This is a genomic window from Embleya australiensis (assembly GCF_051903075.1).
Lineage (GTDB): Bacteria > Actinomycetota > Actinomycetes > Streptomycetales > Streptomycetaceae > Embleya.
This window is the reverse complement of record NZ_CP182424.1, coordinates 283,428-302,592: the sequence shown is the minus strand read 5'-3', so window position 1 is coordinate 302,592 and position 19,165 is coordinate 283,428. Positions and strand designations below refer to the sequence as shown.

Below are 19,165 nucleotides of genomic sequence, written 5' to 3'. Positions count from 1 at the left end.
CCCGACCCGCCACCACCGTCAGCCGACACTCGTACGCCTTCGCCACCGCAGCCTGGAACAGATGCGCGGTGGTGGCGATCGCCGGATCGTCCAACGCGGCCGGGTCGACGACGCTCGCGTACACCGCCACCGACTCCCCGTCCACGACACCCCGCACAGGGCCGAACGGCTTGTACACCACCGGGCCCGCGACTCCGACCGCGAACGCCCGAGCGGCCGCCGGGTCGTTGGTGATCAATGTGCGGGGGACCGTCAGGCCGCACTCGGCCGCCACCCGCAACTGCAGCGGCTTGTACTCGGCATCCGCAGCCCGACCCGGAGGCGGCAACCACCGGCACGGCAACGCGGCCAGGAGGCCGCCGAAGCCCAGACGGGCCTCGCGCTCCGAGACCCGCCGCGCCGGCACCGACATGCCGGCCGGGAAGCGCGGCCGAGTCGGACGGCGGTAGTAGACCGAGCGCACCGCGGCGAGATCGAGCTCGCGCCGGTCGTTGCGCAACGACCCGGACCAGGCCGTGCCGTCGAACGACGCGGCCAGGGACATCTCGAGCGGGAACTCGGCCAGATCAGCACGGAAGAGCGGCACCGCACGCCGGTTCAACTCCTCCACCACCAGGTCCGCCGTCGGATCGAAACGACCCGACAGGACCAGGACATGCCCCTCGCGGCGCAGCGGCGGGGGTGGGTGGGGCGTGGGTGGGTTGCCTGGTTCAGTCGTCACTGGTGCCGGGGTCGTCGGGGGCGTCCATCTGGCCCGACGGTTGGGTGGGGCCGTATGTCTTGGGTGGGTTCTTCGTCATGTAGACGCCGGGCGGGAGGTCCTCGTAGATCCCGGTCTGCGTGTCCTCGTCGTAGGACAGGTCCTCGGGGAGGATGCCGCCGGTGCCGGTGACCGGGACCAGGAACCGGAACGCGAACGGCACCGGGCCCGCCCGATCGGACAGGTCCGGCAACGGCTCCGCCCCGGACGGGTTCACCGGCAGACGCAACTCCGGCGCGTCCAACCCCCATCCGACCGTTGATCGTGCGCGTGCACCCGTATCGGCCACAGCCGTCTCCTCCCCGCACGGTGATGACGCCTCGAGCATGCACACCCACACACCGCCACCACAAGAGGCGCGAGGCGATGATGCGGACGGCGGCCCCAAACCGGCCCCGACCGACGGACACACCACCCACCACAGGAAATTCTCGATCACACTGCGCGGCCTTCTGAGAACCTGCCGCACCGCAGGTCAACCGCACCTCCCCCGAGGAACACACCTGACACCGCACACCGAAGCCCCAGGTCACACGACACAGACCAACATTCTCAAACCGTGCAGCACCCCAGGTCAGAGCACCGCACCTGCACAATCCCGCTGAGACGACACAGCCTCCAGCGCCGCGGCGGCGAACCCCGCGCTACGGCGGCCAGCGTGGCTCATCGCGTTCCGGGCGGCCGCCGTTGCGGCCACCTGTGACCTGTGGGCCCGGGCCCGGGCCCGGCCGATGGGCCGGTGGTGACGTTCCAGCCCTGTATCGGCCCACGCTGGCGGGTACGGCTGTGCGCGAACTGCCGGGACAACCGCTCCGTATGGGACCGGTCGAGCATGCAGGTCGGGCCGTCGGGGTCCACGGTCCCCGCGAACGAGGCCTGCACATGGATGCTGTTGAAGTACTTCGCCGACACCGTCCACCATGTTCAGGGCGCGCCCTGGCGCGCATGTCCCGACTGTTCGGCGGGCGGCGACCTCGTTGGACACGATCGCGGACGAGCAGGGGGAAGGTGGGGCGGTGACCGCTCGCTGCGAGCCGCGACCCGGCGCTCCGTCCCCCCACACAGGGCGGGCGCCGGGACGCGGCCGGTCGGCATATCCTCAATCGGGGCGGGATCTAGCGGTGTTCGATCTTGAAGTTGGCAGCGCCGTCATGGCTCCGGTAGAAGGCTGCGGGGCCCGTGACGCCGGCGTTGTCGCTGTGGTTGTCCTTCCCCGAGCCGTTGAGATACTTGCCCGACCAGTAGAGCGATTGCAGTGCCACGGTGTCACCTGCCGCGACCACCGCCCTGCCGCCGCGTGTGATGGTTCCTTGGAGTTTGATACTGCCGTCGGTGGCCACGCCCGCCATGCCGATTTCGACCTTGGGGTAGGTCGAGCCCGGATTATGGGATTTCGCGACGAACGCGTCGGTCACCACGAGTTGACCGCCTCCCTTGGGGATCGTGACGTTCTTGCCCGCCGCCACGGCCACGTTCCCCTGCAGGTTGATCACGCCGTTGTCGATCGCCGGATGCACCAAGGTGACCTTGAGGGTCTTGTCCGATTTGATCGTGACGTTGTTGTTGGCCTGGACCGGCCCGTTGGTGGTGAGCGTCCCGGCCGCCGCGACGGTGACGTTGCCGTTCGCCTGGACGGGCCCGTTGGTGGTGAGCATCGCGGCCGCCGCGACGGTGACGTTGCCGTTCGCCTGGACGGATCCGTTCGTGGTGAGCGTCTTCCCTGCGGCAACGGTCGCTCCCCCGTTGAGTTGCGTGGATCCGTTGACGGTGAGTGTCTTTCCTGCGGCGACGGTGGCGCCGCCTTCCAGGTCGATTCGCTCGGCCACGCGGAGATATGTGGAGCCGGGACGACCGACGATGGGGGTGTGGAACTGGATGGGCACGGCCTGATCGCCGGAGGACAACACCCTCACGGTAAGGGTCTTTCCCGTCTCGACGGTGAGGTTGTTCTTGACAGCGATGGTGCCGGTCGCGGTCGGCGCCGCCACGCTGGTGACGGCGATGTCGGGGTTGTTTACCTTGATGTGGGTGGTGAGGTACCGGACTTCGTTGCCCATCTTCGCTTCGAGGGTGAAGCTCGAATCGTCGACCAGTGCCACCGGGGAGGTCCAGCTGTCGTCGCTGGCCGGGGACGATCCCTGGGTGCCGTCCGGTTTCCGGTAGTACATGGTGTACGTCGCGTGGGGGGTGCCGTCCCAATGGAGGGTGGCCTTGGTGTTGCGGGCGATGGCAACCGTGGCCGGTCGGAAGCTGTGCAGGTAGAACGAGTCGTCGCGTTTGGCGACTTCGCCCCGGCCGGTGCGTTCCTCGAAGGGGCCGGCCGCTCCGGCTGTCGAGGTGGACTCCTCCCAGACGATGTCGACCGGGCCGACACCGCCGTTGACCTCGATACCCCACAACTCCAGCTCGACGCTCCAGGTTCCGTCGAACGCGGCGGGGTCGCCCGGCGGCGGCGAGCAGGTGAAGATCGTCTGGTTGGGATCGCGGGTGTCGCGCTCCACGGCCCACTGCCGCTTGCCGTCGGGAACGGTCAACTCGTAATGGATCAGGCCGGGTTCGCTGGTCAGGGCGGATGCCTGGCGGCCGGTCGGGATGCGGACCTTGAACCACTTGCAGTGCACGGGCCAGGTGCCGCCGGACTTCACCTTGCCGTAGGTGAAAGTCAGTTTGGCGTACTCCGGTTTGGCGAAGGTCGAGACGCTGAGCGTCCCGGGCTCGGGAACCATGTCGGGCGGGAGCAGCATGGGGAGGTCAGCAGTGGTCACGGCTCTCCAACTCCAGGGTCAGGAAGGTCGGTTGGACACGGGCGTGGCGGTGAGGGTGGCGTTCCCGGCGCGGCGCTGCGGGCTGCCGTCGCCGAGCGCGGTGTCCTCGGAGATGCGGCTCTGCGTGCCGAGCGGGGTGCTGATGTCGAGGATGAGGGTGAGGGTCCAACTGCCGTCGAAACCGGCCGGTTCGGCGGGGTTGAGGGTGAGGAGGATGCCGGCCGGGTCGGGGCTGGTTTCGACGAGCCACTGCCGGCCGCGGCCGGGGCCGCGTTCGAGTTCCAGTCGGGTGCGCAGGACGACGGGTTCCGCGGTCCGCAAGGTTGCGCCGTCGGCCGTCGGGAGGGCGAGGGAGATCCGTGCGCATCGCACCGGCCAGGCGGTGTCGCCGTCCGGGTCGTCGCCGATGGTGAGGCGGACGCGGTCGAGGGCCACCTCCTCGGGCCGTGCGGCCTGCGCCGGGGTGTGTTCCAGGCGATATGGGAGGAGCAGGGCCGGGTCGGGGCTGGTCACGACGCGCTTCCTTCCTGGGCCGGCGAAGGAGCGGGCGTTGCGGTGGCGCGGGTTGGTTCTGTGCCGGCGGGTTGGAGCTGGAGGTAGCCGGAGCGGGCGACGGGTAGGGGTGCGTCGGGGTGGGAGAGCCGGTCTGCGTTGTGGATGATGTGCTCGTGCCAGTCGGGCAGCGGTACGCCGGTGGCGGTGCCGTTCACCGCGATCGGTTCGGCCCAGGTCCAGTCGCCGTGCCAGGCTGCGGGACGGGGCATGACGAGGGACTTGTCCGGCGGTTCGGCCTGCACGGTGAACTCGCGGACGCCGCAGGGTTCGTCGGCGGCGCTGGTGTGTCGCAGTCGCAGAAAGCGGGCGGTGAGCGGTGTATCGGGAGTGTGGTGGATCTCGGTCACTTGGGCGTAGTCGCGCAGGAGGGTCCACTGCTCACCGTCGGTGGAGGCCTCCAGGTCGGTCGTCGCGGGGATGCCGTTGCCGTCGGCCCGTCCGAGGAGGATGTCGACGGCTTCGACTCGCCGTTCGATGTGCAGGTCGAGGCCGATCCAGTCACCGGTGACCGGTGGTTCGGTGCTCTCGTAGGAGGTGTTCGGGTCGCCGTCGGCCATGGCGGATGCGGGGTGGCCGGCGCGGCCTTTGAGGGAGGCTGCGGCTGTGGGCGGGCCGAAGCGGTCGGGGGCGAGCAGGGGGTTGAGCCGGAAGGAGGCACGGATGCGGGCTAGGGCGCGGTGGGTGGTGTCGGCGTCCACGGTGACTTCGGCGACGGGGAGGATGTCGGTGGTGGCGTGGACGGCGGTGTGCGGACAGGCCAGCAGGGTTAGGTGGTGGGTGGCGGGGCGGTCGGCGGGGCGGGCGGGCAGGGTGAGGTGGGCGCCGGTGTCGATCGCGGTCACGTAGGCGTTGGCCGGGCCGTCGGGTTCGACGGCGTGGAAGCGGTGGTAGCGGGTGCGCTGGTCGTGGTCGTCGGCGGCGAAGTAGCCGATGAGGCCGTCGGAGAGTCGGTCGGGATCGCCCAGGCGCACGGTCCAGCGGTAGTCGGGGTAGTTTCGGTAGTCGGGGTGGTCATGGTGGTCGGGATAGGGCTCGTCCGGTGGGACGAGGGCGCGTTTCCAGCTGGGGTCGGTCAGCGGTTCGCCCATGAGGTCCAGGTTGAGTCGGGTGCGGATGAGGGCGATGGGGCGGCCGATCAGTCGGGCCGGGGAGCGGTCCTCGTTCGGTGAGGGTTCGAGGATGTGGTCGAGTGCGGTGTCGATCGTCTCGGTCAGTGCCTCGAAGGCTTCCGGCTCGTGGTCGAGCAGGCCGCGTGCGAAGGCCGCGACATGTGGGTAGGCGGCGGCGAAGTCGTCGTCCTGCGGGTGGCGGAAGGGGGCGTGCGGGAGCGTGTTCCAGGCGGTGGTGCGGGTGTTGCGGACGTCGCGTACCACGCGCAGTTCGCCCAGCGGCTCCCCGTCGGGGCCGTGGACCAGCAGGGTTTGGTCGAGGTGGTTGGCCAGCAGCCAACCGGCTACCGGTGTCTCGGCGCCGGGGAGTTGCGCGGCGTCGACGGCTTCGGCCGGCTCGGCGGGCGGCTGGTCGGCATGCAGCGGCACGGTGTCCAGACGGACCCGAGCCGGTTGCACGAGCCGGGGCGGCAGCTGCACGAAGCGCTGTGGGCCGGGCGGGTCGGGGAACAGGTCGCGGTCCGGCACTACGCTGTCGGCGCGGACCAGCGGGAACTGGATGGGCTGGCTGCCGACCGGCTGCACCAGCGAGTACACCCGTCCGAAACGGTCGATGACGATCAGCTCGATGAAGTGGAACTGGCCGGCCCGCACGGGTTGGAAGCGCTGCTCGCCGAGGCCCTCCGCACCGTCGGGAACGTGGTTGGTCTCGCCGGCCAGGGCCAGGACCGATGGGTCGGTGACGGCCTGGGCTGCGCCGTCCTGCTGGATGAGCCAGTCGTGGAAGCCGTCGAGGGCTTGGGAGAGCACATCCATGGTCTCCAATTCCTCGCGCATGGCGCGCAGTTGCCGGGCCTGTCGGGGGGGCGTGTGCTCGGCGAGCCGCCGCGTCTGCTCGCGCAGCACGTAGCGGGTGGAGGGGGTGACGAAGGCACGCCCGCCGAAGGCGGTCCATCGCCGTCCGCCGTCGCCGTCGCCGTCGGCCGCGTCCGTGCCCTTCCAGCGGTAGCGGTGGCGGTCGGGTTCGGGGTCGCCGTCGCCACCGAGGCCGAACTCCCAGTTGAGGGTGGCGTCCTGACTCTGATAGGGAGTGGCGCAGTGCTTGATCTCCCACTGGAGGTAGAGCGGGAGCCAGGGCTGGCGCCACACCCGGGTGTATTCGGGCCACGGGCCCCTGGAGTTGGCGGTCGGCTCGGCGACGACGGTGTGCAGCGCCGTTCGATCGGGCTCGCCGTCGACGGCCGGGGTGCGTGCGGCCTGGTCGAGCAGGGCGAACTCGGCGACCAGCGCCTCGATGATGCCCGGGACTTCGGGAGTGTCGAGGGGCAGCAGCGGAGTGGTCGGGACGTCCGCCCAGTCGTTGTCGATCTTCACCCGGGTGAGCAGGCGGGAGGGCAGGCGGCAGGGCAGCGGGGCGTCCTCGTCCCGGTCGAGCGGTTGCGAGTTGCCCGCGCCGGTCAGCGCGAGGACGGGGTCGGCGGGGCGGTGGTAGTTCTGCCGGGGCGTTCGTTTCAGCTCCAGTTCCTCGGACAGTCCCTCGGTCTCGGCGTGGCGGTCGATCGCGGCCTGGATCGCTTCGGGAGTGAGACCGTGCGGGACTGTGCCACCGAGCCGCTCGACGTCGGCTTCGAACTGAGTCACCTGCGTTCCCACGGCCCGGATCTGTGCGTCCCAGGCGTCCTCGTCGAAGTCGAAGTCGAGGGGGCGCCGGTTGTCGGGCAGGTTGCGCAGCCACCACAGTCTCCACAGTCGCCACCGTGCGGCGGCGAGGTTGTGCCCGGCCTGGTCGTAGGCGTCCTGGTCGCGGTTGAGGGTCTCGATCCAGTCCGGTTGGGCAGGCGGTGGGGCCTGGTTGTCGGCCTGTTCGCTGGGTCGGTTGACGATTTGCCAGGTGGCGCCGCCGTCGTGGCCGCTGAACCAGGAGCGGCGGGTGATCTCGTCCAGGGAGACCCGCCCGTCGGGGCCGTCGAGTTCGTCGGGGTTGCCGTGGAACAGGGCGCGGACCCGGTCGGCGAGGTCGGTGTCGCCGCTCTGGTGGTCGACGAGGGCGGCGACGGCGTCGGAGGTGCTGTGGCCGATCGCGACGTTGACGTCTGCGGTCGCGGGGCGGTCCGAGTCATGGTGTCCGCCTTCGCGATCCCAAGGGATGCCGAGGGCGGTGCCGACGTACCGGGTCCGGGTGATCGTGGTCGGCATGCCGTCGGGGGCGGCCCAGCCCAGGGCTCGTAGCACGTCCGCCGGCTTGTCAGGGTCGGCGTCGGGGGGCAGCAGTCCCTCGATGTCGCGTGCGGTGGTGAGGATGTCGGCGTCGTCGCGGCTGTACCAGCCGATCACGCAGTAGCTGACGGTGCACGGCGGTGGGTAGTTGTCGTTGGCCTTCAGGTCGGCGAGGGTGTCGTGGAAGAGGAAGACGTTCTCGTGGTATGGGGCGAAGGCCGCGAAGGCGGGGAGTCCGCTGCCGATGGCGGTGAGGAACAGCGTCCGCGGGGCTGGCTCGCGCCAGGGTCCGTCGCTCAGCGGGTGGACGTGGCCGATGTAGTCGGCGCGAGGCTCCTCCTTGGGGGATGCCGGGTCCACGAACGGCGTGAAGGCCGACTCGACGGGCCCGCCGTCGGCCTTCTCCAGGTAGTCGCTGTGCACCACGAACCCGGCGGCCTTCAGCTCGTCCCGCACCTTGGCATAGCGCACCACGAGCCAGCGGTTGGGCACCAGCGGGAAGGTGCTGACGCCGGTGGCGGCGTCGATCGCCCCGGTGGTCAGGGCTTCGGGCAACTGCCACTGGACGTGGATGCCTTCGCCGGGGTTGCCCTCGGAGTACTGGATGGGCGGTTCGGCGTTGCTGCGGAAGTCCTTGGAGAACGTCCACGGGTAGCGCGGGCTCCAGCGACGGAAGTCGTCGTGCGCGGCCACGTCGCGGGTGACCAGCAGTGCGTGGACCTCGACGGGGACGATCAGGTCGGTGTCGGTCATCGGGCGCTCTCCCGGTCGGCCGCGGGGTCGAGGGTCAGCCGTTGCTCGACGGCGGCGTTGACGAGTTGCAGGGCGAACTCGCCGGGGGCGAGGTCGCTCAGCGTGGGGTCGAGGGCGGCGGCGAGCGCGGGTACCAGGCCCCGGTCCCCGCGCAGGGCGAGGACCTGCGGAGCGTCGTCCGCGTTGGGCAGCCGAAGATGGCGGGTGAGCAGGCCGCCTGCGGCGGGGTAGTCGCGGCGCAGCGGGTAGCCGAGGTTGTCGCCGGGGCGGTGATCGCGCAGGTTGATGACGCTGTTGTCGCCGGCGGCGTCGTTGCTGTCGATGCCGAAGTGGATGCCCTGGCCGGGCTCGCGGATGACGATCTCGTCGGGGAGGGCGTCCAAGAGCAGCAGCAGCGTGTCGGGGGCGAGGTGGTCGCGGCGCAGTTCGGCGACGTTCGCTCCGGCGGCGCCGGCGAGGATGTCGAATACCGGCCAGGCTTCGACGAGTTCGGAGCGGATCAGCAGCCCGGCCCGGCCGGATTCCCGGGTGCGGATGCGGGAGCGGCGGCTGTCGACGGCGGCGGTGAGGGTGGTGTCGACGAGTGCGTCCAGGGAGGTGTGGACGCCGACGTCGCGGGCTCCGGCGATCAGTGCCTCGATCCAGTTCTCGTCGATGCGGAACAGCCGGATCGATTCCGGGGGGAGCGTCGCGGGGTGCGGTACCAGATAATTGAACGGCACTCGGTGCAGCAGGGTGAGTTCGTCCAGCCAGGCCGGCAGGGTGCGGGTGTGCCGTTCGGCGGTGGCCTGAAGGGCCGTCGCTGCGGGTCCGGCCGCGAGTACGGCGCGGGCGCTCTGCCGGGTCGGCCGGGTACGGCGGCGGCGGGCCGGGACCTGGTCGTGCGGTGCGAGGGGGCGGGCGAGCGCGTCGAGCAGACGTGCGGCGAAGCCGGGAACGGCCAGCTCGCGCAGGGTCCGCCCGTTCAGGTCGGCAGGGTGTGCGGCGGCGGGCGGCGGGCCGGCGGTGGCCAGGGCCATCATGGTCGCTGCGGTGTTGGCCAGTTCGCGGCGCGCGCGGGTGATCTCCTCGCTGTAGTCGGGGTCGCTCAGCGCCAGGGTGCGGCCCAGGGTCCAGGCGGCGGCGTAGGAGACGTCGAACAGCCCGTTTTCCGGCTCGTAGATCAGCGCGTGGTCGGCGGTGGTCTTCGGTGTGTCCCGGACGAAGTTGCGGGTCTGGGCGGCGATCACGGGGACGAGCGGGCCGCGGTACCAGCCGTAGGTGGTCTCCCCGGACAGCAGCCGGTACGGAAGTGGGGTGTAGCCCAGGTGCAGGCGGCGTCGGGCGTACTGTTCGGCGTCCGCGGTGGATCGGGCCGCCACGTTCTCACTCGGGCGCAGGCGCAGCGCGAGGTTTTCCCGGTCGGTGCGGGCGGGTGCGACGAGGTTGCTCAGCAGAGCGGCGGCGTCGCGGGTGCCGAGGGGGTCGCTGGTGAACGTCCACGAATGCAGCGCGCACAGTCGCACGAACTTTACGTCGCCGCCCAATTGGCCGGGGTCGAGCTTGTCGTTGAAGCCCTCCAGGGAGACCAGGTGCGCGGTGTAGGTGCCGGGCTGCCGGGGGAAGCGGTTGGCGGCCAGGACGGCGTATTGGCCCTTGGTCAGGATTTCGCCGTCGTCGAGGAGTTGTGGTCGGGTGGCGACGTCGCGCACGTGGGCGAGGTAGTCGAGTTCGTCCTGACGCGGTACCAGCGCGGTGAACAGCCCGGCGGGGACGTCGATGCTCTGGCAGCGGCTTGCCGCGATGCCCGGGGTGATGCCTTCGTCGCTGAGGTCGGGTCCGAGGATGCCGTCGCCGGGGCTGCGCAGTTGGGCGACGGTGCGGGTGGTGGTGCGGCCCAAGCCCTCCGGGTCGTCGGGCAGTTCACCCGCGCGGAAGACCATCAGCGCGAGCCAGGGTGCCTGCTCGGGCGTCGCACGGGCCTTCAGCAGCCGCTCCCAGGGCAGGATGGAGCGGTCCAGGGTGATGTGTGGCAGGGTGCGGCCGAAGTCGCCTACGGCGCCTTCGGCCGGGTAGTGGGCGTGCACGGACGACGGATCGAGGACGAATCGGACCGCGCGGATCTCGAATCGCTGTGTGGTGGCCGGGATGGCCGGGTTCACGTCGACCCGGTTGCCGTCCTTGGTCAGGCGGTGCTCGGCCGTGAGCGTGTAGACGCCGGCGGCGGCGAGCGGGCGACGGTGGTCGTGGAAGGCGACGCGCAGGTCTTCGGTATCGCTCAACGTCGGTTCACCCCTCGGCTGTGGTGGTCATGGGCGCGTTGGTGAACGCGGTCTTCGCGAGGTCCGCGTAGCGGGTCGTCGGGTCGTCGGTGCCGGGGGCAAGGCCGAGTCCGGCGAGGGCGGCGTGCACCGAGGCGCGGCGGTCGGCGGTGGTCCGCGCGGCGATACCGGTGTCCGGGTCGACGATGGCGCCGATGCTGCCCTCGCCCTCGTCGTCCGGGACCGACGGCGGCCCCTCCGGCTGCGAGCCCAGCAGCGGGATCGGCGCGTCCGGCCGCCCGTCGGCCATCAGGGCCTCGGCGTCGACCCAGCCGATGGCGGGGGCCAGTTCGGGCTTGGGGATCTCGAAGGTGATGCCGGCCAGGCAGCCGCTCAGTAGCCCGTCTGCGTCGAGTACGTCGCCGGGTGCGCCCAGCGGCGCGCCCCACATCGCTTTGGGCATGTCCTGCCGGTGGACGGCGACCTGCCATCCGGTGGGGGTGTACGTGGTGTCGAATCTCTTCAGCGTGACGTGGTGTTCGGAGACCACGTCCTGCCCCTTGGTCCCCATCGGTCGGATGTCGATGGTGTCGTCCGCGTCCCCGGCGAAGGTCTCGTCGTTGAGGATGATGCGGCTTGCGGGGACGGCGGCCTCGGTGCGCACGACGAATCCGTCCATCGAGACCAGCAGTGGCTCCCCCGTCTCGGATCGGGTCGCGCTCTCCTGAGGGTCGACGTCGACCAGCAGCCCGGACAGCGGGGCGATCGACAGCGGGGCGGGGAGTTGGACGCTGAACTCGTCCCACCCGATCGTCGGCACGCCGTCCCGGTCGGTGCCGAATCCGATGGTGAAGCTGATGAACCAGACCTTGATCTTGGCCCGGCCGCCGATCGGCGGCCCCCACAGATCCAGCGACACCCCGACCGACAGGGAGATCCGTACCCGGACGAACAGCACCTTGACGGTGGCCGCGACGCCGATGCTCAGGCCCATCGACAGGTCGAAGTAGAACGGTTTCCATTGGACCAGTGCGTCCAGCCATGCGGTGAACCAGGCCTGGAGCTGGATGCCGTGTCCCTTGTCGTAGTTCGCGGACAGCTCACCGCCTGCCATGAACGCGCCATCGGTGAGCGCGGCGTACACCTGTCCGCGGATCGCCACGGGGCCGATCGCCCACCGCCAGCCCACGCGCGGCGGGTCGGGGTAGTACGTGGGCCGTTGGAATCGGGGGTGGTAGCCGCCCAGGGTGAACACGAAGCCTTTGCCGCCCCCGACGGCGGTGCGGTCGCGGCCCCAGATGTAGAGGGACAGGCCACCGGTGAGTTCGGCCGCCGGGTCGATGACGTAGGAGCCGGGCGCGATGACGGCGTCCATCGAGAACAGGCCTTGGTCGTGGTGGTAGCCGATGGCCAGGTCGATGACCAGTCGGGCGATCGGCTTCTTGAGGGCCTTGCTGCGGGGCAGGTCGATGGTGGTGCGTCCGATCAGCAGGACCTTCCAGGACTCGCCGCCCTCGACGAGCAGCAGTGCGCGGGAGCGGATGAACTCGAACGAGCTGAACTCGATCCCGCCCGCGCCCCAGTACTGGCCCTCGCGCGGTGTGATCCAGCCGCCGGGTCCGGCCAGCTTCTCCAGTACCTGTTCCGGGGTGTCGTCGCTGCCGCTGCCGTCGAGGCGGTTCACCAGCGGGAACCCGCCGACCTCGTCGATCGTCGGCGTGCGGACCGTGCTGTTGACACCGAAGCCGAGCGAGATGGCGATCACCCGGAAGGGGGGCGGGCCGAACAGCCCACGTTCTCCGCCGGAGATCTCGCCGAACAGGAACATCGACGACCAACCGTCCGCGGCCTTGGCATAGGACCCGGCGGCGTGCAGGGCGAAAAACCCGGTCTCGATCGAGGCGAGCCCGACGAACTGTTCCGTCAGCCCCGGGGCGACCTCCGAGCCGGTCCGGCGCTCGACCATCCCGCTGATCTTCAGCGGTGGTTTGTCCAACTGCACGCCCGCCCCGCGCAACCTGGGTGAGACGATCAACTCGCCGTCGATTCCCAGTCCCAGACCCATCAGGACCAGCCGGACCGGGCCCACCGACAGCACGGCGTCCAGGGCGACGAAGATCTGCCCGTCCGTGAAGCCGACGCCGATCCGCGAGATCCGCACCGCCCCGAAGGTCAGGTCGAGGTCGCGTGACCACGTGTCGTCCGACGCCGCGTGCACGCAGATCGGGCCCGGGGGGACGGCCACCAGCGTGCCGCCGGCCCCGGTGGTGATCGGCAGCAGCAGCGGGTCCTGTGGCGTCCCGCCGACGCTCAGCTCGATCTGGACGGCGATGCCGGGGCCGGCCGTCGCCGCAGTGGCGAAGCGCGGCAGTCGACGGTCACCGGCGGAGTCGAGCCGGTCCAACGCGTCGTTGACCGCGCCCGCCTGTGCGGCGGTCCATCCGGTCGGCGCCGAGGTGAAGGCGATGGCGTCGACGACCAGGTCCGCACCCGGCGGGATCGCCTCGCCGACCAGCGGCAGGTCCGAGGCGCGCGCGCCGAGCCGGGCCCGTACCGCGGCCGCGTTCAGTGTGGGGGCGCCCGCACCGGTAGCGGGACCGCCGGCATAGACCCAGCCCGTGCGCTCGGTCGAAGCGGTCAACAGCACCTGACCCGTCGCGGAGTCGTAGCGCACCGACAGCGCGGTGAGCACGGGCCGCAACACCTCGGGCAGTTCCGGCAGGTCGAGGCCGAGCGCGGCCACCAGGTCGGGCACGGCGACGCCTTCGCCCGAGTGCCATGTCCCGATGACCGTCGCCGCGCCGCCATGCTCCCGGTACTCGACGCCGAAGTCGAGCGTGCGCGAGCCGGCGTGGGAGTCCGGGATCCGCACGGTGAGCGTCCCGGAGACCTCCTTGTCGTACCCGCCCGACGCCCTGCGTGACAGGTGGACCCTCAGGTCGAGCACGGCGTCGGCGTCGGCGAGTGGGAAGGCGCAGGAACATCCCAGGTCGAACTCCCGGCCGTCGTCGTCGAACGACACGCTGGTCTCGCGTACCGTCAGGTCGGCGAGCAGTGCGGGTGGTGCGACGTCGAAGAGGGCGAACAGTTCGGCGGGGGCCAGGTCCGTGGCGATGCCGGAGAAGCGCCACAGGCCGTCGTCGTAGTGGGCCGCGACGCTCAGCCCGGTCTCGCCCACCGCGGCCTGTGCGGTCAGCCCGGCAGTGGGGCGAGCGGTCCCGGTGCCGTGGACGGACAGTGTGATGGCGGTGAGCGCGAAGGCGTCCCCGATCCGCCAGGGGCCCGCCAGGTCCAGTTCGACGCCGAAGTCCTTGGATCTCGCGTCGACCCACGCGTTGAACGCCTCGGCCGTCCCGGGGACTTGGGCGCCCGGCAGGAAGAGGGCGAAGACGTCGGCGAGCGGGAGCGGCTGGAGCAGTTCGGCGTTGAGGTCGAGTTCCGGCACGGAGACCGACACCCCCACGAACGCCTCACCGATGCGCAGGACGCCGCCGAGTCGGGCGTGCACGCTTGCCGCGGCGGTCCCCGGGGAGCCGACGCTGAACTCGACGTCGATGTCCTCGATCTCGAACACACCGGGAATCAGCGACCAGCGGGCCGGGATGCCCACCCGCACCGATGCGGCCAACACGGGGTCCAGCCCTGCGGCCGCGCGATGGACGTCGGGGGTGAAGACGACACTCAGGCCCCGGAGTTCGACCGCCGCCGGAAGGGGGAGACCGGGCAGTTCGGGGAGGGCGAAACGCTCGGGCGGGGCTCCCGGCACGAGTTGGCCCAGGTCACCGAGGGCGGAGAACGTCACCGCGGGGAATTCGCCGTTCAACGTGTATGTGCTCGCGGCCGGCCCCTGCTGGACCAGCGTCCGCAACCTCAGCGCCGCTCCCCCGGCGGCGGCGAACGGCAGGTCGCCGCCCACGGTCGCGACCGCGGACACCACGTCGTCGGCGCCGGGTTCGGCGGACAGCACCAACAACAGCCGTTCGAAGCCGTAGGCGCGAAGGAACCCGGCTTCGAGCCGCAGATACGGCAGGTCGAGCTTCCACTCGTCCGGGTCCGGCGCGGTCGATACGGTGACGTCGACGGTCAGGCCGGCCACCACCGGGGGTGAGACCGTCGTGTTCGCGGAGAACGCGACCGTCGCCGCGACCCCCGGGGAGAGACCGGGCACCGCCATCGTTCCGGAGAAGGTGAGGAGTTCCGGGTCGGCGGCGGTCACCCCGGTCACGGACAGCGGGCCGCCCAGATACGTACCGAAGAGGTCCTCCGCCCCCGGCACGGCCAGTTCCTCCGCCGTCAGGCGGAAGTCGCCGCTGACCGCCGGAAACCGGTGCCGGAGTTCCTCTGTTGTCAGCGCCACGATGTCGTCCCCTTGTGGTCCCTCAGTAGCCGATCATGACGTTGCCGGCGGCGTCGAGCGTCAGGTGCCACGTGCCGCAGATGAAGCGCTCGTCGTCCGCCATCGTGGACGTCCAGTCCGGGTTGACCATCAACTGCGAGGTGAACACGGATTTGTCGGTCGAGTCGACCAGGAACAACGGGTGTGGCGCGGCCCGATCGTCGAAGTAGGTGTATTCGTGCGGTACGGCGGGCTGGACCACGCCGGACCACCCCTGGACCCGTTCCAGGTGGCTGATGTTGGGAATGCCCGAGCCGTTGAAGGACTTCGTCCCGGAGCTGACCGTGAGCCGTTGTGGTTTGAACAGCTTGACCCACCGTTCACGGGAGGAGGTGTCGCTTCCGTGATGCCCCATCTTGAGGGTGACGTTGCCCAGGGGAAGGTTGGGTGTCCAGGCGCCGAGGATGAAGTCCTCCGTGATCACCGTCGCGTCCGCCGCGAGCACCAGCAGCGCCTTCTTGTAGGCCAGCGCCAGCACCGCGCTGTCCGGATTCGGGTCGTAGCGGCACAGTTGCTTCCACAGGCGCGTCTTCTCGTGCGGATCCGTGGCGGGGGCCAGGTACTTCTCCCACAACGCCTTGCGTGTCGCGTAGGCACCGGTGGCGTTGGCCGCCAACACGTAGAGGCCTTCGTCGGTTCCCAGGCGGACGATCGGCTGACCGTGCTGCCACGGGTCGGTGGGGCTCCCGCCGGCCGGGGGCCCGCTGAACACGAGGGAGTTGGCCAGCGGCTGCGCGTCGTGGTCCCGGAGCCATCGGTAGGTGGCGCCCTTGATACCGCCGGACACGTCGCGGTCGTTCTGGTAGTCCTCCAGCACTCCGGTGTAGTAGCCGGCCCCGACGGTGTATCCGTCGAGTGCCCGCACCAGCAGGTTGTAGTGGTCCTCGTCGGCGTGCGTGACGAACAGGTGGTCGATCTTCTTGCTCGGCACGTACGTGGCCAGGACGTGCTTGACGTTGGTGAGCGCGTCGACGATCCGCTCGGTGGGGGTGGTGACGAGACAGCGCGCGCCCTTGGTGGAGCCGCAGTCGATCAACACGACCTCGCCGTTCCCGTTCGGCGGGTCGGGAAAGATGATCAGGGTGCAGTCCCCCTGGCCGACACCGACGAAGATCACCCTCACGTGGGGACCGGGTGGAACGGGGATCGCCATTGCGGACTCCAGACTCTCGGTTGTGCAAGGCAGTGCCGAGGACCGCTCGAATGGGGGTTCTCCTACGTCGCGCCCCGCGACGGACTTGCGAGCCGTCCGCTCACCGCGCGGCGACCCCGCCTGCCGGGTGCCGACGCCTCGCCGTCCCGACATCTGCGGCGGCTCGGGGAGTCGGCCGTATCGAGGCGCGGGCAAGGCCTCCTCCGTATCGACGAGCAGATCCACCACGGGCACCGGCATGGACACTCCCTCGCCGTCGACGCGAGCAACACTGCTTTCGGCACCGGGCAACGACTGTCGTCGTCGTACTCACCCGCGACCCGAGCAGACCACACTTCGCTATCGGAGGATTTCGCAAAGCGATTTTCGGCCACCCGGTTGGCCGAATTCGGCGCCAGTGCGGCGGGCGGAAGGAACCTCGGTCACCGATCCCCGCACCGGGCACAGCCCCGGTCGGGGCTCGGCCGCCGCAGTGTCGACGTCGGCGCGCAGGAGTCGGGCTTCGGGCGGCGAACGTGACTCGACCCCGTGCGGACGACGTCGGACGCGGCGATCGACCATCGAACCAGAGGGGCATCGGCCGGTGGCGGGGGAACCGGACCGTCCGGGAGTCACGGCGGTGGGCCCGCTCTCGGCCCGCAATCGGGCGGCGTGCCGCACCGGGGAGCCGGGTCCGCGACAGTCCCGCCCCTCGCCGTCCCGACCCCATGACGACCCACCGTCCCCGGTCCCCGGTCGGTTGACGCCCTGCGTCCTCGCGCCCGCCCACGACCGTCCGTCGTCGCGTCTCCCCACCGCAAAAGGGTCGACGAGGGCGTCCGGGAGCCACCGACCGCCACCGCCAACGCAACACCAGGAGGAGGGCCGGACAGACACGATCGCCGAGGAATCGGGCGACTGTACGTCGAGCGTGCCCGGCGGGCCGAGGACCGGCCCCTCGAGGTGGCGCCGAGGTGCGCGCCGAGCCGGTCCGGTGGGAGGACAAGCGGTACAGGACCTCTTCCCTCCGGGTCCACTGAGGGGGAGGCCGAACTCGGCCCAACCCCGGCGTTTCGCGCACGCATCGAAAGGACCGCGTTACTGTCGGTTCGCATGCGGGATCGGCGTCGGCTATCCCGTTGCGCGGCGGGGCTCCCGCCGACGGTCGCCCGGCGCGTGTGGGCGAGACGAAAGACGTCGCCGAGTTACCGCGCCGGCGACGATGTCGGGTCGGGTGGCAGCAGCAGGACGGGTTCGCGAGGGTGCCGTGCGAGCGCATGCCCGGCACGTCGACGGGAGGAAGGGCCGATCTCCCGGGGTCCGCGGACTCCGGTACCACCGGAGGCATCTCCGGGCGGACACTATTGCGTGGGAATGGATGTGTTGTGGAAGACGACGGAACGTGTACCCGGCCCTTCGAGGGGCGTGTGGGGGCGCCTCCCCGCCCGGAGGACGCCCGGGCCCCCGGAGTGGACATCGTCCTCACCATGAGTGAGGTGGACATCGGTCCCGCCCCGTACGGCAATCTCTCCGCGCAAAGCTTCGATGTGGTGGAACAGGCCGACGGATCGTGGGGGATCCGCAGTCGCTACCACGCCTGTGTCCTGACGATGTCGGAGACCTCGGTCCATCCCGCGCCGTACGACGGCAACGGCTGGCAGAGTTTCGACGTGGTGGGCCAGAGCGACGGATCCATGGGGATCCGAGGCCGCCTGCACGGCAGGGCCCTGACGATGTCGGAGACGTCGGTCCACCCGGCGCCCTACGACGGCAACGTCTGGCAGAGCTTCGACCTGGTCGAACAGGTCGACGGATCCCTGGGGATCCGAAGCAGGTACCGCAGGGCCGCGTACGTCACGTTCCGGGGCACCGTGGACACCCTCGACGCGATCAGGCGCGTGGGCAACTGGTTCGTGAACAGCGACCGGCAGCCGACGGGATTCCACCTCCCGCCGAATACCCGCATGGAGCTCCAGGTCAGCCTCGCGGCTCAGGCCGACGACAGTCGGCCGACGCTCCAGGTCGGCGCACCCGACACCAATCCGGACACCGACTACGCTATGCCCCGGCTTTACCCGCTCCGGGAGGGCCTGAATTTTGTCACCGACCCCGGCGGCGGCATGATCTACTTCCAGATGAATGGCATCGACAGCAGAGCCGACATCACCTTCCGGGACGGAATGGAAAAAGTCCCGTTCTTCGAATACGGAAAGACCACGCCGGACGAGTACCGCGAAATGCTCCGGACCCTCACCCGGGCGCCCCAGGTCGAACTCGTCTCCGAACGCGCCATTGTCACCGTCAAGCGCGCGGCGGCGATGGAGCATCAGGATACCGATCCGAACCGGCTCATGGAGACCTACGAGAGGATCATTTCCGTCGAGGAGGAAGTGCTGGGGCTCGACGGATCGAACCCGCTCCACACGCGCGCGCCGTTGAGGTTCCACCTCGCCCACGGAAACTACCGGGGCATCGGCGAAGCCTACGCGGCGCATTCCTACACCGCCTACCCCGACCACTACGGTGCCCAGTTGCTGGTGCCCGACGAGCTTGCCCGGTCCTGGGGAATCGCCCACGAACTGGGCCACCAGAACCAGATGTTGGGATATCTCCCCCACGACTTCGACGAGGTCACCACGAACATCGCATCCCTCGCGGTGCAGCGTTCCTTCGGCCTGCGGTCCCCGCTGCTGGAGAAGGACCCCGACGGCAAGGACGTCTGGGACAGGGCGCTGGCGAAGGTGCACACCCCATCCCTGGACGTCACCGACCTGGACCTCTACGAACGACTCGCCGCACTCGAACAGCTCAGGCTCGCGTTCGGCGACCAGTTCTGGCCGCGCATGAACAGGACCACCCGGGAAAAATGGGCGTCCAACGCCTACCATCCCGACCGGGCGAAAGCGTATGACAACCTCGCACTGTTCTCCAGCATCACCGCACACGCCGATCTCCGCGACTTCTATTCCGCCTGGGGCATGCCCGTCACCGAACAAGGAAATCGCGACATCGCCGCACTGAACCTGCCCGCCCCCACAACCGACCCCACACAACTCCGCGAAACCGAGTGACCTCGAAGAACATTCGGAACGAACCCTGCCTCGGCACGTAGGCGCGTCCTCCGTTTCACAGGACCGATCTGCCGGATGAAGCGGCTCCCGGAAACCGAGTTGGACGCGTGGGGCTCGGCCCCTCGCCCCCGTCCATTGAAACACTCCTCGCCTGCGTCCTATCCGGG

Annotated in this window: 9 protein-coding genes; 1 reads left to right on the top strand and 8 read right to left on the bottom strand. The window is 70.1% G+C overall.

What is annotated here, in order from left to right; all coding sequences use genetic code 11:
* The 8 genes from ACMXN5_RS50170 to ACMXN5_RS50135 form a co-directional block, all read right to left on the bottom strand.
* Positions 1-721, bottom strand: a 721-nt coding sequence (locus ACMXN5_RS50170) for an MvdC/MvdD family ATP grasp protein (protein WP_439681725.1), incomplete at its 3' end; no start/stop codon positions are given.
* The gene (locus tag ACMXN5_RS50165) at positions 711-1,049 is read right to left on the bottom strand and encodes a hypothetical protein (RefSeq protein ID WP_439681724.1); all 339 of its coding nucleotides are present in this window, start codon (positions 1,047-1,049) and stop codon (positions 711-713) included. The genes ACMXN5_RS50165 and ACMXN5_RS50170, both read right to left, overlap by 11 nt.
* 826 nt (positions 1,050-1,875) lie before the next feature.
* Positions 1,876-3,261, bottom strand: coding sequence for a hypothetical protein (locus ACMXN5_RS50160; RefSeq protein ID WP_439681723.1), 1,386 nt, complete (start codon positions 3,259-3,261; stop codon positions 1,876-1,878).
* A gap of 282 nt (positions 3,262-3,543) precedes the next feature.
* On the bottom strand, positions 3,544-4,038 hold the full coding sequence (locus ACMXN5_RS50155) for a hypothetical protein (protein ID WP_439681721.1): 495 nt from the start codon (positions 4,036-4,038) through the stop codon (positions 3,544-3,546).
* Positions 4,035-8,159: a discoidin domain-containing protein gene (locus ACMXN5_RS50150; protein WP_439681720.1), complete on the bottom strand. Its 4,125-nt coding sequence runs from the start codon at positions 8,157-8,159 to the stop codon at positions 4,035-4,037. The genes ACMXN5_RS50155 and ACMXN5_RS50150 overlap by 4 nt, the downstream gene beginning before the upstream one ends.
* Complete coding sequence (locus ACMXN5_RS50145; protein ID WP_439681719.1) at positions 8,156-10,420, bottom strand: hypothetical protein; 2,265 nt, start codon at positions 10,418-10,420, stop codon at positions 8,156-8,158. The genes ACMXN5_RS50150 and ACMXN5_RS50145 overlap by 4 nt, the downstream gene beginning before the upstream one ends.
* A 7-nt stretch (positions 10,421-10,427) precedes the next feature.
* Positions 10,428-14,756, bottom strand: coding sequence for a DUF6603 domain-containing protein (locus ACMXN5_RS50140; protein WP_439681717.1), 4,329 nt, complete (start codon positions 14,754-14,756; stop codon positions 10,428-10,430).
* Between the two features lie 22 nt (positions 14,757-14,778).
* Positions 14,779-15,918 carry a ComEC/Rec2 family competence protein gene (locus tag ACMXN5_RS50135; protein ID WP_439681715.1) on the bottom strand — a complete coding sequence of 380 codons (1,140 nt, stop codon included), beginning with the start codon at positions 15,916-15,918 and terminating at the stop codon, positions 14,779-14,781.
* Between the two features lie 1,496 nt (positions 15,919-17,414).
* Here ACMXN5_RS50135 and ACMXN5_RS50130 point away from each other — a divergent pair.
* Complete coding sequence (locus tag ACMXN5_RS50130) at positions 17,415-18,998, top strand: M60 family metallopeptidase (protein ID WP_439681714.1); 1,584 nt, start codon at positions 17,415-17,417, stop codon at positions 18,996-18,998.
* Positions 18,999-19,165 lie beyond the last annotated feature (167 nt).

Bases quoted from the DNA above. Each gene is read 5' to 3' on its own strand.
- ACMXN5_RS50150 (WP_439681720.1), bottom strand. From the start codon at position 8,159: ATGACCGACACCGACCTGATCGTCCCCGTCGAGGTCCACGCACTGCTG.
- ACMXN5_RS50130 (WP_439681714.1), top strand. From the start codon at position 17,415: ATGAGTGAGGTGGACATCGGTCCCGCCCCGTACGGCAATCTCTCCGCG.